This is a genomic window from Bradyrhizobium sp. Arg237L, from assembly GCF_029990105.1.
Lineage (GTDB): Bacteria > Pseudomonadota > Alphaproteobacteria > Rhizobiales > Xanthobacteraceae > Bradyrhizobium.
Window position 1 is genome coordinate 37,132 of record NZ_JAQMIL010000056.1, and the last position, 14,475, is coordinate 51,606.

Here is a 14,475-nt window from a genome sequence, read left to right on the forward strand (position 1 = left end):
TTTTTAGGCCACCGTGAAGAACGGCAATGGCGCGCCGTCGGTTGGCTTCCACACCACCTTCACCTTCTGGCCGATCCTGATCTTGTCCAGGTCGCAGTCGACGATATTGGTCTGCAGCGACGGGCCTTCCTTCAGCGTGACATAGGCGATCGCATATGGACCGGTCGGCGACTTTCGCATCAGACTGTAGGTATAGACCGTCGCCTCGCCCGAACTCTCTTCCCACACCGTCTTGTCGGAGAAGCAGAACGGGCAGATCGAACGCGGGAAGTAATGCGGCTCGCCGCAGGCGGTGCAGCGTTTGATCAGGAACTTGCCTTGCTTGGCCGCTTCCCAGAACGGCGCGCTTTCCGGGTTCGTCACCGGCGCATTGTATTTCTTCGCTTCAGTCATCACACGCGCTCCAGAATGCAGGTCGAGGCGGCGTGGCGAACGCCGAGCAGGCCGCCGGTGCCATGCGCAATCGCAAGATCGCAATTGGGCACCTGCACCTTCGGATGCGCTTCGCCGCGCAATTGCCTGACAGCTTCGAGGATCTTGGTCATGCCGCCGCGGTTGACGGGATGGTTGCTGCAGAGCCCGCCGCCGTCGGTATTGAACGGCAATTTGCCGACACCGGAAATCAAATTGCCGTCGGCGACGAACTTGCCGCCCTCGCCTTTCTTGCAGAAGCCGAGATCCTCGAGCTGCATCAGCACGGTGATGGTGAAGCTGTCGTAGATCGAAGCGTATTTGATATCCTTCGGCGTCACGCCCGCTTCCTCGAAAGCGCGCGGGCCGGACCACACGCCGGCGGAATAAGTGAGATCGAGATCCTTGCCGCCGCGCGGGCCCTTCATCGCTTCGCCATGGCCGATCAGGCGCACCAGCGGCTTCTTCAGGCTCTTGGCGATCTCGGGCGTGGTGACGATCATCGCGCCACCGCCATCGGTGACGACGCAGCAATCCATGCGATGCAGCGGATCGGAGATCATCGGCGAGTTCAGCACGTCCTCGACGGTAACGACTTCCTTCAGCATCGCGTGGGGGTTGTATTGCGCGTGATGGGACGCGGCGACCTTGATCCAGGCGAGTTGCTCGCTGGTGGTGCCGTAATCGTGCATGTGGCGCATGGCACACATACCGTAGGCGTTATGCGTGGTAGCCCCGTAGGCGGACTCGAAATCGGCCTCGGCGCCGGCGGCGCGCGGCGGCATCACCCCGGTGCGCGGCTTGCCGGCGAGCGTCACCAGCGCGATCGAACATTTGCCGGCGGCGATCGCCTGCGCGGCATGGCCGAGATGGATCAGATAGGAACAGCCGCCGGTCTCGGTGGAATCGACGTGACGTACCTTGAGGCCGAGATAATCGACCATCGGCCAGAGCCCGCCGGGCGCGTCGCCGGCGAGGAAATAGCCGTCGATATCGTCCTTGGTCAGCCCCGCATCCTCGATCGCGCCCTTGGCGACCTCGGCATGGAGCTGCGCGGTGGATTTGTCGGGAGCATGCCGGGTGGGATGCTCATAGATGCCGGCAATGTAAGCCTTGCCTTTGATGGTCAACTCGTTCTCCGCTGGCGTTTCTAGTGCGAGCGTTTTTCTGGACCGTCAGGCAGGCCTTGGCAAGCGCGGAAATATTCCGTGCGGCGAGAGAGCAAACATCGAGGGAGACGCGGCACAGAATCGTAGGGTGGGCAAAGCGGAGCGTGCCCACCATCCACGTTCGGTGCAAGAAAGGTGGGCACGCTCCGCTTTGCCCACCCTACGGCAGTGCCCTACTCGGCTGCCATCTGGCGCGGGGCCGGCGGCGGGTTGGCCAGGTCGGCGGCGAGTTGGGCGTAGCGGGCTTTTGCGTCCTGCACCGCCTTTTCCTTCACCGGGCCGTAGCCGCGGATGCGGTCGGGCAGCGACAGCAATTCGACTGCGGTCTCGACCGTGGCCGGCGACAGGAGACCGAGCACCGTCGTGACGTCCTTCTCGTAGCCTGCGATCAAGTCGCGCTCGAGCTTGCGGTCGGCGCTGTAGCCGAAGATATCAAGCGGTGTGCCGCGCAGGAAACGCAGCCTGGCCAGCACGCGGAAGGCATTCAGCATCCACGGACCGAAGGCGCGCTTCTTCGGGCGGCCCTGGGCGTCGACGCCGCGCGCCAAGATCGGCGGCGCGAGGTTGAAGTTGAACTTGAAATCGCCTTCGAACTGCTCGCGAAGCTGGTGCTCGAACCGGCCGTCGGTGTAGAGCCGCGCCACCTCATACTCGTCCTTGTAGGCGAGCAATTTGGCGTAGTTGATCGCAACCGCCCGCGGCAGTGCTTCGCCATAGCCGCCCTTGGTGGCGGCATCGCGCACCTGGTCGACCAGTTTGCGATAGCGTTTTGCCAATCTGCCATTCTGGTAGGCGGTGAGATGGGCGCTGCGGTGGGCGATGATCTCGTCCAGCGTCATGGCATCCAGCGTCTTCGGCACCACCGGCTCGTCCTGGTCCTTCATCATCTCGGCCAGCCGCGCCGGATCGGCGGCGGCAAGACGGCCGAGCTGGAAGGCGTCCTTGTTCATCTTGATCGAGACGCCGTTGACCTCGATCGCCTGCTCGATCGAAGCTGCCGACAGCGGCAGCAGGCCCTTCTGATAGGCGTAGCCCATCATCATGATGTTGGTGGCGATGCTGTCGCCAAGCAGGGCTTCAGCCGGCCTGGTGAAATCGAAGAAAGCGGAGTGCTGGCGCAGGGCGTTCTCCAGCACCGAGTTCACCTTGGGAACCTGGAAGTTGAAGTCGCGGTTGAGAATGAAATCCGCGGTCGGGATCACATGGCTGTTGATGATGCCGGCCGTGCGGCTGGGTTCGCAGAGCGTGATCGTCTCCTTCGACGCGGCGACCACCTCGTCGGCGGCCAGCACGAGATCGGCGGTGCCGGTGACGATGCGCGAACAGGTGACGTCGGCCGGATGATCGGACAAGCGGACGTGGCTCAGCACCGCCCCGCCCTTTTGCGCGAGGCCCGACATGTCCAGGATCATGCTGGCCTTGCCTTCGATATGCGCGGCCATGCCGAGCAGTGCGCCAATCGTCAGCACGCCGGTGCCGCCGACGCCGCCGACCGCGATATTATACGGACGCTCCAGCGATGGCCGGGTGGCCGGCTCTGGCAGGTCACCGATGGCGCCGAGATCCGGCGGCGCGCGGCGGCGCAGCTTGCCGCCATCGACGGTGACGAAGGACGGGCAAAAACCCTTCACGCACGAATAGTCCTTGTTGCAGGTCGACTGGTTGATGGTGCGCTTGCGGCCGAATTCGGTCTCCAGCGGCTCGACCGAGATGCAGTTCGACTGCACCGAGCAGTCGCCGCAGCCCTCGCAGACGGCGGGATTGATCAGAACGCGGCGCTGCGGGTCCTCCATCAGGCCGCGCTTGCGGCGGCGGCGTTTTTCAGCGGCGCAGGTCTGCACGAACACGATCGCGGAGGTGCCCTTGAACTCGCGGCACGCCTTCATGACGTTCTCGAGCTCGTCGCGATGAGCGAGCTTCACACCCGGCGCGATGGTGCTGGCCGGATAGGCGTCGGGATTTTCGGAGACGAGGTAGATCTCGCGGATGCCTTCGGCGTGGAGCTGGAAGGTGATCTGCTGCGGCGACAGGTCGCCGTCGTGGCGCTGGCCGCCGGTCATCGCGACCGCGTCGTTGTAGAGGATCTTGTAGGTGATGTTGGCCTTGGAAGCGATCGCCTGCCGGATCGCCAGAATGCCGGAATGGAAATAGGTGCCATCGCCGAGATTGGCGAAGATGTGGTTCTCGTTGGTGAACGGCGCGATGCCGACCCACGGCACGCCCTCCCCGCCCATATGGGTGAAGGTCTCGGTGTTGCGGTTCATCCACAGCGCCATGAAGTGACAGCCGATGCCGGCCATGGCACGGCTGCCTTCCGGCACCTTTGTTGACGTGTTGTGCGGGCAGCCCGAGCAGAAATACGGGACGCGGGCGATCGGGGATGTGGCCTGCATTTGCGTCGCCTGGCGGCCGTTGAACCAGTCGGCCTTGGCACGCAGCATCTCGGCGATCTCTGGGTTGAGATTGAGCCGAAGCAGGCGCTCGGTCAGCGAGCTTGCGAGCGAGGCGACGCTGAGCTCGGCGGCGAAGGTCAGGAAGCGTTTCTCGTGCTCGTCCATCTTGCCGACGATGCGCGGGCGGACGTCGTCGCGCCAGTTGAAGAGCTCCTGCTTGACCTGGTTCTCGACGATCTCGCGCCGTTCCTCGACGATGAAGATCTCCTCCAGGCCAACGGCAAAGTTACGCACGCCTTCCGGCTCGAGCGGCCAGGGCATGCCGATCTTGTAGAGGCGGATGCCGATCTTGGCGGCGATCTCCGGCGTAATGCCGAGCTCGCGCAGCGCCTGACGGATGTCCTCATAGCTCTTGCCGGACGCCATGATGCCGTAGCGCGCGTTCGGCGAATCCATGGTGATGCGGTTGACCTTGTTGGCACGGGCAAAAGCGATCGCCGCATAGCCCTTGTAGTCTTGCAGGCGCCGATCCTGGTCGAAGCGATCGTCCGGCCAGCGGATGTTCAGCCCGCCCGGCGGCAGCTCGAAATCGGTCGGGATCACGAACGGCGTCATCTCGTCGCTGAGGTCGATCTCGGCCGTGGTCTCGACGGTCTCGGTGATCACCTTCATGCCGACCCAGCAGCCGGAGTAGCGCGACATCGCGATGCCCAAGAGGCCCATCTCGATCATCTCGTGGATGCTGGACGGATAGAGGTAGGGCATCAGCGCCGAGATGAAGGCGTGGTCCGACTGGTGCGGGACGGTGGAGGATTTGGCGCCGTGGTCGTCGCCGGCAAGGCAGAGCACGCCGCCATGCTTGGCGGAGCCTGCCGCATTGCCGTGACGGAACACGTCGCCGCAGCGGTCGACGCCGGGGCCCTTGCCGTACCAGATGCCGACCACACCATCGTAGTTGGCGCCGGGCGAGAGGTGGAGCTGCTGCGAGCCCCAGACCGCGGTGGCAGCGAGGTCCTCGTTCACGCCGGGCTGGAACTTGATGTTGTACTGCTCGAGGTGATGCTTTGCCGCGAAGAGCTGCTGGTCGTAACCGCCAAGCGGCGAGCCGCGATAGCCTGAAATAAAGCCAGCGGTCTTGAGGCCGGCCGCGCGGTCGCGGCGGATCTGCGCCATCGGCAGGCGGACCAGGGCCTGGATGCCGGTCAGGAAGATATGGCCGGTGCCCTGGGTATACTTCTGGTCGAGACTGATCGGACCTTGGTTGATTCCCATCTAAGCCCTCGTATTCCTGGTCGCGACGACTGATTTTAGCTAGTCATCCAAACGCTTTAGAACCAGTCTATGTCGGTTTTCGAAGGCAACGCAGCACAATTCTGTGCTCTGGCACCTCGCCCTTGAAGTTCGCAATTTCGTGCCTCGAATGATCGGGTTTGTTTTCGCTTCGTGCGTCGGAGGGGTATTGCGCGAAACGCCGTGAGGTGCCGCGAGGGCCGGCAATAGATGGCCGGACGCAGGCATGGCGTCAGGCGGGAGGCGCGATTCTCGCTCGCGCGTTTTTGTGCAGTGCATTCTCCGACGGCGAAGGCGCGTAGCAGGCAGGATCCCCGGGAACGCCAGGGAGCGTTGGCGAGTTGTAACCTAGGCTAACGGAGGAAACCCAATGGCAAACCAACCGAATGACCCTAATCGCGGCAATATGACCGAGGAAGAGATCCGCCATCAGGCGCGTCTCAACGAACTGGACAATGAGTTGCAGCCGGATCCGGAGCTTGCCGAGGGCCCAGCCAGTGGTGCGAAGATCGCGATGTTCGCGATTGCGATCGCGGTGGTGCTTGGCGCAGTGTTCTATGGCCTGAACAACACGTCCGTTAACAATGCCGGCACGACGCCGCCGTCGCAGAGCGCGCAGAACCAGCCGGCCAACCCTGCATCTCCATCGACCATGCCGAAGGCCAACACCGACCCCGGCACGACCACGGGCGCGGCGACCAACCGCCCGACCCCGCCGCAGTCCAATCCGACCGGCCAGGACGTCGACCATTCGGCCAAACCTGATAGCAACAAGTAAGAGGACCGACACTTTCGCAAACACGGCGGGCATCGATCTGTCCGCCGTGTTTGCTGTTTGAACCGCTACTTGAACATCTTGTTGAGCTCGCCGCCAGGATAGCCGTGGGCGAGCTCGGTGAAGGTCCCCTGCTCCGCCATCTCGCGTGCGGCTTTCATGAAGCCGGCCCAGGCGGCGCGCGCCAGCGAGCCCCCGACGCTGATGCGGCGCACGCCGAGGTCAGTGGCTTCCTGCAGCGACAGGTCGGAAGCGTTCAGGAGATTGACGGGCTTGGGATGCACGGCCTTCACGACCGCCGCGATCTCTTCCTTCGTCTTGATGCCGGGCGCATAGAGGCAATCGGCGCCGGCGGCGGAATAGGCTTGCAGCCGCTCAATGACGAGGTTGAGATCGTTCCGTCCCCACAGGAAGGCTTCGCAGCGGCCGGTGAGCAGGACGCCGCTATCCTCGGCGTCGATCGCCTTGCGTGCGGCTTTGATGCGCTCGACCGCCAGGCTGGAATCGTACAGCGGCTTTGCCGCATCTCCAGTCGAGTCCTCGATCGAGAGCCCCGCGACACCCGTCCTGACGCCGCGGGCGACGTTGGTGGCGACCTTGTCCGGCTCGACGGCAAAGCCGCCTTCGAAATCGGCGTTGACGGGCAGATCGACGGCGGCGCAGAGCGCCGTCAGATGGTTGACGACATCATCGACCGTGACGCGGTTGTCGGCCTTGCCGATAGTCCAGGCAAAGCCGGCGCTGGTGGAGGCGAGCGCCTTGAAACCAAGTTGCTGCAGCGCGCGGGCGCTGCCGACGTCAAAGGGATTGGGCAGGATGAAGCAGCCGCTCTCATGCAGCTTCCTGAACGCAGCGCGCTTCTCAGCAGTCGTGACCGGCATGTTTCTCTCCTTTTCGATGTTTTGTGACACCAGACGTATCAGGCGCTAGTGCGGCTCATGAACGGCACGGCTGTCCTTGGGCGCCTGCGCGCGATCGTTCATGCCGTAATCGCGGACCACGCTGGCGATCCTGATACGGTAGTCCTCAAAGATGACCGCGCGACCCTTCGCCTGCGACCTGCGATGTTCCACCACATTGCGCCAGGCCTCGACGGCGGCTTCATTGCGGAAGAACGATATCGACAGGAACTTCCCTTTCTCGGTCAGGCTTTCGAAGCGCTCCACGGAAATGAAGCCGTCAATGGTCTCCAGGATCGGCCGCAACTCGGCGGCAAGATCGAAATATTGCTGCCGAAGTTCCGGCTTCGGCCAGACCTCGAAGATCACGGCGATCATCGGCACCTCCCTTGTTGCCCAAAGCGATAGCCTACTACGTAACCGAGCGCAAAAAAGTCCGCTCTTCGGCCAGGATGAATTTCTGTTCCTCGGCGAAATTGAAGTTGGCCATGCCCTCGGCGTCGGCGCGCAGCCGCGCGCGATAGGCCTCGTAGGCGGCAAGGCTTTCGAACGAGATCAGCGCAAAGGCGATGTTGTTGGTGCCCTCATGCGGCATGAAGTAGCCGATCAGATCGCCCCCGCATCTCGGAATGATGGTGAGCCAGCGCCTGGAATATTCCTCGAACTGCGCGCGCTTGAACGGATCGAGCTGGTAGCGGATGAACACGGTGATGGTCATGGGTTGCTCCAAGTTCTCCACCGTCATTGCGAGCGGAGCGAAGCAATCCATCTCTCAGCTTGCGGAGACGTGGATTGCTTCGTCGCTTGCGCTCCTCGCAATGACGGCGCAGTTTGGAGAATATCGCCTTGTCCGACACTAATGCTTCGGCTATGATCGAACTATGAAAGCAGGTCCTGACATCGCCATGGTCGCGTCGCTGGTCGGCGACCCCGCGCGCGCCAACATGCTCACCGCGCTTTTGAGCGGCCGGGCGCTTACCGCAAGCGAGCTTGCGCAGGAAGCGGGCATTACGCCGCAGACCGCGAGCTCGCATCTCTCCAAGCTCGAAACTGGCGGGCTGATCGAGCCGGAAAAGCAAGGCCGCCATCGCTACTACCGCCTCACCGGCACCGACGTCGCAGGCGTGCTGGAGGGGCTTGCCGGGCTTGCCGCGCGCGCCGGCCACATGCGCGTACGCACCGGGCCGAAGGACCCTGCGCTGCGGCGCGCGCGGATCTGCTACGACCATCTCGCCGGCGACCTCGGCGTTCAGATGCTCGACAGCATGAAGAAGCAGCGATTGATCCGGCAGAGCAAGGATGCGATGGAGCTGACCGGCGAAGGCAAGCGCTTCATAGCGAAGGCGCTGCAGATCGACGCCGACGCGCTCATCCATCCCCGCCGCCCCGTGTGCAAGGCCTGCCTCGACTGGAGCGAGCGGCGGCATCATCTGGCGGGCACGCTGGGCGCTGCGCTCATGGAGCGCTTCACCGAGCTGAAATGGGCGGCGCGCGATTCGACACCGGGCAGCCGCGTGGTCAACTTTTCACGAAACGGCGAAAAGCGATTTGCAGCGCTATTCGGGACCGGCGAATAGCGGCGCGCGAGCGCAACGAAGAACTGGCGCCGTCATTGCTCCGTCATTTGCACCCGCAAATGACTGGCGAGTCCCAACGCTGGCGGCGAGTTTCTTCGCTCCGCGGTAAGAAGCAACCGCTCCGTTCACATCGCGTTCAGTCCTGAAAACTATGCTTCGCGACAAGTGATGCGGCGTCTGCGACACTCCAGCGTGGCGAATCACTGTGTCGCATTCGCGTGCGGCGAGAACTCAATGGGAGAACAAGAATGAAGTATCTTCTGGCGGCGGCTGTCGTTGCGGCTGGCATGGTCGCGAGCTTCAGCTCCGCTAACGCAGCGGGTGGTTGCGGCCCCGGCTTCCACCGCGGCCCGTATGGCGGTTGCCGGCCCAACGGCCGCGTTGTCGTCGTGCGGCCGGCGCCGCGGGTCGTGGTGGCGCCTCGCGTCTGCCCCCGCGGCTTCATTTGGCGCCATGGCCGCTGCCGGCCTTTCTAAACTTTCGTTAAAACGTAATCGAACAAAGCTCGGCCAATCAGATTGGCCGAGCAGAGCGGGCTAAACTTTAGCGGCCCAAACAATAATGGGCAGGGACTGCGGCTCGCGGTCCCTGTCCCTTTTTTTTCGATCAGTGGTGGCGGAGATTCGGAAACCAAAGGCTTTCGGATTGATAGGCTTGGAGCTCCGACTCCCCGACCACGCAAGCTTTATGGCAGCCTGCTAGACCGGCCTCACCAGCGACGCCAGTGCCGACGGTGCCAGTGGCGGTGGCGGTGGCGGTGGCGCCAGCCCCGGTGAGGATGCCCGTGGCGACGATGTCCATGACCGCGATGCCCATGACCGCCATGCCACTGCACCTGTTCGGGCTTGAGGTTGTCAACTTCATCGCCGGTGGAGACCGCAGGATGGGCATCCGGGCTGGAAGGCCGCCGCGCGTCTTCGCTTAATGGCACCATCGGCGCGGCTTGCGCGGTTGCAGCAAAGGTTGCCACACCTGCGGCAGCGCCCAATGCAATCTTCAAAAAGTGGCGGCGTTCCATGAACATTGTCCTTTTCTTACTCAGCATGTGATGCCAGAACAGTGTTGCCGCCGCGAGATGAATGCCCGCTGAACTTTGCGCGTGGGCTCGGCGCGACAAAAAGCGCCGCGGCAATCGCGCGCGCCTCTGCATCCGTGGACCGTCACGATCTTTTTTTGCCGACACGATGCGACCAAAATGGATGCTCTGCGTTAACGGGGTCAGCTCCAACTCCGCAGGAGAACACCATGGCGAAGGCACGACCAACCCCGGACGGGTTTCATACCGTGACGCCCTATCTCATCGTGGAAGGCGCCGAGAAGATCATCAGCTTCCTGGAGCAGGCGCTGGGCGCCCGGAAGCACCACGAGCCGACCCTGCGGCCCGACGGCACGATCATGCACGCGACACTCAGGATCGGCGATTCCATGGTGATGATCGCCGATGCCTCCGCGCACGCCAAGGCGATGCCCGCCATGCTCTATCTCTACGTGCCCGACGTCGACACCGCCTACCGAAACGCCATCAAGGCAGGCGCGACCTCGATCATGGAACCGGCGGATCAGTTCTACGGCGACCGCACCGGCGGCGTGAAGGATGTCGCGGGCAACGCCTGGTTCTTCGGCACGCATATCGAGGACGTCGCGCCTGACGAACTCAAGAAGCGCGCGGCGGAGATATTCAAGAACCAGGGCAAGGCGGCGTAGAGCGTTTCGAGCGAAGTGGATACCGGTTCGCGTGAAGAAAACGCGTCAAATCAAGAATCTAGAGCTTCGGTTCTGATTCAATCAGAACCGAAGCTCTAGGCGCGCGGCGCTGAGGTTACGCCACAACCTCTTCCGCCAACACCAGCACCTCGCGCGTGCGCGTGACATCAGGCCAATCGCGGTTGAAGTCGGCGATCAGCCGCTTCATCTCCTCGCCATTGACCGCGCGATCGAGCGAGGTCTGGTCGGCAAACTGATACGTCGCCAGATGCTGCGACGGATCCGTCGCGCTCCAGTGCCGCCACGCCTTCTGCGCCCGGAACGATTTCAGCGCATCCGGCAAATGCTCGCGCGAATACCATGCGTCAAACGCGGCGCGTTTCGCAGGGTCGGTAACGGTCGAACGGACGATGAAAAGCGCAGTAGGCATGTCGCTTCCTCCGTACATTTGTAGGGCGGATTAGCGAAGCGTAATCCGCCGCAACATAACCGCAAGGAGGGATGGCGGGTTACGCTTCGCTAACCCGCCCTACGGCATCCCTACAACGGCAAATTGTCGTGCTTCTTTGCGGGGATCTCGACCTTCTTGTCCTTGAGCATCGCGAGTGCCCGCGCGATCCGGCGCCGCGTCGAATGTGGCATGATGACGTCGTCGATATAGCCGCGCTCGGCGGCGATGAAGGGGGAGAGGAAGCGGTCTTCGTATTCCTTGGTGCGGGCGGTGATCTTGTCTGGGTCGCCGATGTCGGAGCGGAAGATGATCTCGACCGCGCCCTTGGCGCCCATCACCGCGATCTGCGCGGTCGGCCAGGCATAGTTCATGTCAGCGCCGATCTCCTTCGAGGCCATGACGTCGAAGGCACCGCCATAGGCCTTGCGGGTGATGATGGTGACGAGCGGCACCGTGCATTGCGAATAGGCGAACAACAGTTTTGCGCCGTGCTTGATCAGGCCGCCATATTCCTGCGCGGTGCCGGGCAGGAAGCCGGGCACGTCGACGAAGGTGACGATCGGGATGTTGAAGGCATCGCAAAAACGAACAAAGCGCGCGGCCTTGCGCGACGCATCGCTGTCGAGCACGCCGGCGAGCACCATCGGCTGGTTGGCGACAAAGCCCACTGTGCGGCCCGCGATGCGGCCGAATCCGGTGACGATGTTCTTGGCGAACGTCTCGGAGATCTCGAAGAAGTCGCCCTCGTCAACGACCTTCAGGATCAATTCCTTCATGTCATAGGGCTTGTTCGGATTATCGGGGATCAGCGTGTCCAGGGACATGTCGACCCGGCCGATATCGTCGAAGCTCGGCCATTCCGGCACGCCGTCGGTGTTGTTCGAGGGCAGGAAGTCGATCAGCCGACGCATCTGCAACAGCGCGTCGACGTCGTTCTCGAAGGCGCCGTCGGCGATCGAGGAGCGCGTCGCGTGCACCGAGGCGCCGCCGAGCTCCTCGGCGGTCACCACTTCGTTGGTCACGGTCTTCACCACATCAGGACCCGTCACGAACATGTAGCTCGTGTTCTTCACCATGAAGATGAAGTCGGTCATGGCAGGCGAATAGACGTCACCGCCGGCGCAGGGGCCCATGATGACGGAAATCTGCGGGATCACGCCGGAGGCGATGACGTTGCGGCGGAACACGTAGGAATAGCCCGCCAGCGCCGCGACGCCCTCCTGGATCCGCGCGCCGCCGGCGTCATAGAGGCCGATGATCGGCGCCCTCGCCTTCATCGCCATATCCTGCAGCTTGGTGATCTTCAGCGCATGCGTTTCCGACAGCGAGCCGCCGAACACGGTAAAATCCTTGGCGAAGACGAAGGTCTTGCGGCCGTTAACGGTGCCCCATCCGGTGACGACGCCGTCGCCGGGAACCTTGGACTTCTCCATGCCGAATTCGGTCGAGCGGTGCTCGACGAACATGTCGAATTCCTCGAACGAGCCCTTGTCCAGGAGCAGCTCGATGCGCTCCCGCGCCGTCAGCTTGCCGCGGGCATGCTGCGCCTCGATGCGCTTGATGCCGCCGCCCAGCTTGGCACCGGCGCGCCGCTCTTCGAGGGTGTCGAGGATATCTTTCATTTGCTTCCGCCCGCATTAGCTAGTGATTGGCTGCTGGAACCCGCGCGGGGTTCTAACACGGCATTTTCTGAACCGGAAACCACCTTCTTGCCCCGAATCCCGGGCACGGGCGGTACTTGGATCAGCGCAAATTTGGGGAGGAAACCATGGATAACACCACAGCCGAGGCCGGCTCGGTCACCGGCGGCGTGCGCCTATTGCTCAGGCTGGAGGGGCTGACGCTGTTTGTGGGCATGACGGTGCTGTACGCGATGTGGGGCGGCTCGTGGTGGGTCTATGCGATCCTGTTCCTGGCGCCCGATTTGAGCTTTGCCGGCTATGTCATTGGCCCCAAGGAGGGCGCGGTCATCTACAATGCCGCCCACAGCTACATGGCGCCCGTGGCCCTGATGACCGCGGGCTTTGCGACCGCCGAGCCGCTGGTGCTCTCGATCGCAATGATCTGGCTCGCCCATATCGGCATCGACCGCGCGCTCGGCTACGGACTGAAATATCAGGCAGGATTCGGCTTCACCCATATGGGACGGATCGGAAAGGCGAAGTCGCCTCAGGCTTGATAATCGACGGCCGGGACAATCCCGGCCGTTCACCCTCTTCGTTCGCCGCGGCTCCGTCACTCCCCTGCGTTGAACGGCTCCTCCTTGCCGGGCGGCACGGTCTCCTCCGCCATGGCAAGCATCATCGCGACCATGACATAGTTGCCGGCGACCGCGGTCAAATCCACGATCTGCTGATCGTTGAACACCTTCTTCGCCCGCGCATAGGTCTCGTCCGATACCTTCTTGGTGGTGGTCAGCTCAGTGACGAAATCATAGACCGCGGCCTCATCCTCGGCCATGTTTGACGGCCGCTTGTTGGCTTTCAGCTCGGCAATGATATCGCCCGACAGGCCGGCCTTGGCCGCGAGCGGTGCATGCGCGAACCATTCGACCTGCGAGCGCCATTGCCGACCAATGATCAGGATCGCAAACTCATTGAGCTTGGTCGGGACCGAGGTCTGCCAGCGCAAATAATAGAACAGGTCGAACAGCCGCTGGCCGAGCACGGGACTGCGGATCATCGGGTTGTAGGGGCCGCCGATGCCGACGCTCGAGACCTTCATGATCTGCTCGCCCAGCGGTCGCTGCTTTTCGTCGAGCTGGTCCATGGTGAGCTGCGGGAAGCGCGGCTCCTTGCTGGTCGCCGGCGCGGCAAACATCGTGGCCGCGAACCAGCCCCCGGCGGCGGCAAGTGTGAGCGACGAGAGCCAGATTGAAGCCGAATGCATGGTTTCCTCCGCATGATTTTTCATTGTGCGGAGATGTTAGTCCGGCATTGATTTGCGCACCAGCCAGTGCGGGCGCGCATCGGCCCATCAATACGCCACGATGTCGGCGAGGCATTGCTGCGTCACGGTCATGCGGGCGGCGATGTGGCTCTCGTTCTTACAGTCCATGTTCATCGCGAACACGGTGACGGAGGACCCCTTCTCGACCCAGCCGACCAGCCAGCCGAGCGAGGGCTTGCCGATTTCGGCGCCGACGAGGCCGCTCTTGGCGCGGATGGTGGCGTCGCCGACCTTGGTCACGGGGAGGATGTCGCGCGTCAGCTCCTGGGCGCGCTTGGAGACCGGCAACGTGCCGCGCCGCAGGCGGTCCACGAAATCGATTTGCTGGACCGGATCGATGCGCAGGTTTCCCGTCAGCCAGAACTGGTCGATGCCGCCGCCGATGTCTTGGTTGCCGTATTCGAGCAGATCGAGATATTTCTTCATCCGCTCTTCGCCGATGCGCCGCGCGATCTCCTGATAGACCGGCACGGCGGAAACGGCGATCGCCGAGCGCAGCGTATGGTCCTTGTTCCAGGCCTCGATGCTGCGCGTCACGCCGTCCCACTTGAACACGTCCTTGTCAGGGTCTTCGACCACGCCGGTATCCAGCGCGATGACCGAATTCGGGATCTTGAAGGTCGAGGCCGGCAATTTGCCCTCGCTCGACCTCCGCTTGTCGCTGGCGATGATCAGGTAATCGTCGACCTTGTAGGCGACGAAGGTCCCCTCGGTGCCGAGCTCGAAGAAGCGCCGCGCCAGGCTGTCGCGAAACTCGTTGCGCTGGTAGGACACGTTGGCGAGGCTGCGGGTCGGCAGAACGGACGCGGCGGTGAGGAGACCGAGCGCTTGGCGGCGATTGATCACGGCTGAACCTG

16 protein-coding genes are annotated in these 14,475 nt (G+C 63.1%); 5 read left to right on the forward strand and 11 right to left on the reverse strand.

Annotation, left to right across the window (positions count from 1 at the left end; all coding sequences use genetic code 11):
• Positions 1-3 precede the first annotated feature (3 nt).
• The 3 genes from OZ411_RS29170 to OZ411_RS29180 form a co-directional block, all read right to left on the reverse strand.
• Positions 4-393 carry a Zn-ribbon domain-containing OB-fold protein gene (locus OZ411_RS29170; protein ID WP_282530731.1) on the reverse strand — a complete coding sequence of 130 codons (390 nt, stop codon included), beginning with the start codon at positions 391-393 and terminating at the stop codon, positions 4-6.
• Positions 393-1,541: a thiolase domain-containing protein gene (locus OZ411_RS29175; protein WP_282530732.1), complete on the reverse strand. Its 1,149-nt coding sequence runs from the start codon at positions 1,539-1,541 to the stop codon at positions 393-395. The genes OZ411_RS29170 and OZ411_RS29175 overlap by 1 nt, the downstream gene beginning before the upstream one ends.
• Before the next feature lie 212 nt (positions 1,542-1,753).
• Positions 1,754-5,245: an indolepyruvate ferredoxin oxidoreductase family protein gene (locus OZ411_RS29180; protein WP_282530733.1), complete on the reverse strand. Its 3,492-nt coding sequence runs from the start codon at positions 5,243-5,245 to the stop codon at positions 1,754-1,756.
• 388 nt (positions 5,246-5,633) lie between these two features.
• On the opposite strand from OZ411_RS29180, the gene OZ411_RS29185 reads away from it, so the two are divergent.
• Positions 5,634-6,041 (forward strand): hypothetical protein, encoded by a 408-nt coding sequence (locus OZ411_RS29185; RefSeq protein ID WP_282530734.1) that lies wholly within the window; start codon positions 5,634-5,636, stop codon positions 6,039-6,041.
• A 65-nt stretch (positions 6,042-6,106) separates the two neighbouring features.
• Here OZ411_RS29185 and OZ411_RS29190 read toward each other — a convergent pair whose 3' ends face one another.
• From OZ411_RS29190 to OZ411_RS29200, 3 genes are read right to left on the reverse strand one after another with little or no spacing between them, the layout of a single operon-like run.
• The gene (locus OZ411_RS29190; protein ID WP_282530735.1) at positions 6,107-6,919 is read right to left on the reverse strand and encodes an isocitrate lyase/phosphoenolpyruvate mutase family protein; all 813 of its coding nucleotides are present in this window, start codon (positions 6,917-6,919) and stop codon (positions 6,107-6,109) included.
• Positions 6,920-6,964: 45 nt separating this feature from the next.
• Positions 6,965-7,315: an antibiotic biosynthesis monooxygenase gene (locus OZ411_RS29195; protein WP_282530736.1), complete on the reverse strand. Its 351-nt coding sequence runs from the start codon at positions 7,313-7,315 to the stop codon at positions 6,965-6,967.
• Positions 7,316-7,349: 34 nt separating this feature from the next.
• Positions 7,350-7,655: an NIPSNAP family protein gene (locus tag OZ411_RS29200; RefSeq protein WP_130582248.1), complete on the reverse strand. Its 306-nt coding sequence runs from the start codon at positions 7,653-7,655 to the stop codon at positions 7,350-7,352.
• 163 nt (positions 7,656-7,818) lie between these two features.
• Between OZ411_RS29200 and OZ411_RS29205 the strand changes: the two genes are divergently transcribed.
• Both OZ411_RS29205 and OZ411_RS29210 read left to right on the forward strand, forming a co-directional pair.
• Positions 7,819-8,514: a winged helix-turn-helix domain-containing protein gene (locus OZ411_RS29205; RefSeq protein WP_165421400.1), complete on the forward strand. Its 696-nt coding sequence runs from the start codon at positions 7,819-7,821 to the stop codon at positions 8,512-8,514.
• Positions 8,515-8,762: 248 nt separating this feature from the next.
• Positions 8,763-8,990 carry a hypothetical protein gene (locus OZ411_RS29210; protein ID WP_282530737.1) on the forward strand — a complete coding sequence of 76 codons (228 nt, stop codon included), beginning with the start codon at positions 8,763-8,765 and terminating at the stop codon, positions 8,988-8,990.
• A 130-nt stretch (positions 8,991-9,120) separates the two neighbouring features.
• On the opposite strand, the gene OZ411_RS43410 is transcribed toward OZ411_RS29210, so the two are convergent.
• Positions 9,121-9,339 (reverse strand): hypothetical protein, encoded by a 219-nt coding sequence (locus OZ411_RS43410; RefSeq protein WP_349017046.1) that lies wholly within the window; start codon positions 9,337-9,339, stop codon positions 9,121-9,123.
• A gap of 420 nt (positions 9,340-9,759) precedes the next feature.
• Between OZ411_RS43410 and OZ411_RS29220 the strand changes: the two genes are divergently transcribed.
• Positions 9,760-10,218: a VOC family protein gene (locus OZ411_RS29220; protein ID WP_282530738.1), complete on the forward strand. Its 459-nt coding sequence runs from the start codon at positions 9,760-9,762 to the stop codon at positions 10,216-10,218.
• A gap of 115 nt (positions 10,219-10,333) precedes the next feature.
• Here OZ411_RS29220 and OZ411_RS29225 read toward each other — a convergent pair whose 3' ends face one another.
• Both OZ411_RS29225 and OZ411_RS29230 read right to left on the reverse strand, forming a co-directional pair.
• A complete protein-coding gene (locus OZ411_RS29225; protein WP_130580926.1) occupies positions 10,334-10,648 on the reverse strand; it encodes a hypothetical protein in 315 nt (104 codons plus the stop codon).
• A 110-nt stretch (positions 10,649-10,758) separates the two neighbouring features.
• Entirely contained in the window at positions 10,759-12,291 is a 1,533-nt protein-coding gene (locus OZ411_RS29230) for an acyl-CoA carboxylase subunit beta (RefSeq protein ID WP_282530739.1), read from the reverse strand.
• Positions 12,292-12,437: 146 nt separating this feature from the next.
• Between OZ411_RS29230 and OZ411_RS29235 the strand changes: the two genes are divergently transcribed.
• Positions 12,438-12,848, forward strand: a complete 411-nt coding sequence (locus OZ411_RS29235; RefSeq protein WP_130580928.1) for a DUF4260 domain-containing protein — start codon at positions 12,438-12,440, stop codon at positions 12,846-12,848.
• Between the two features lie 56 nt (positions 12,849-12,904).
• Here OZ411_RS29235 and OZ411_RS29240 read toward each other — a convergent pair whose 3' ends face one another.
• Positions 12,905-13,558: a carboxymuconolactone decarboxylase family protein gene (locus OZ411_RS29240; RefSeq protein ID WP_282530740.1), complete on the reverse strand. Its 654-nt coding sequence runs from the start codon at positions 13,556-13,558 to the stop codon at positions 12,905-12,907.
• A gap of 87 nt (positions 13,559-13,645) precedes the next feature.
• Entirely contained in the window at positions 13,646-14,464 is an 819-nt protein-coding gene (gene blaOXA, locus OZ411_RS29245; RefSeq protein WP_282530741.1) for a class D beta-lactamase, read from the reverse strand.
• Positions 14,465-14,475: the final 11 nt, after the last annotated feature.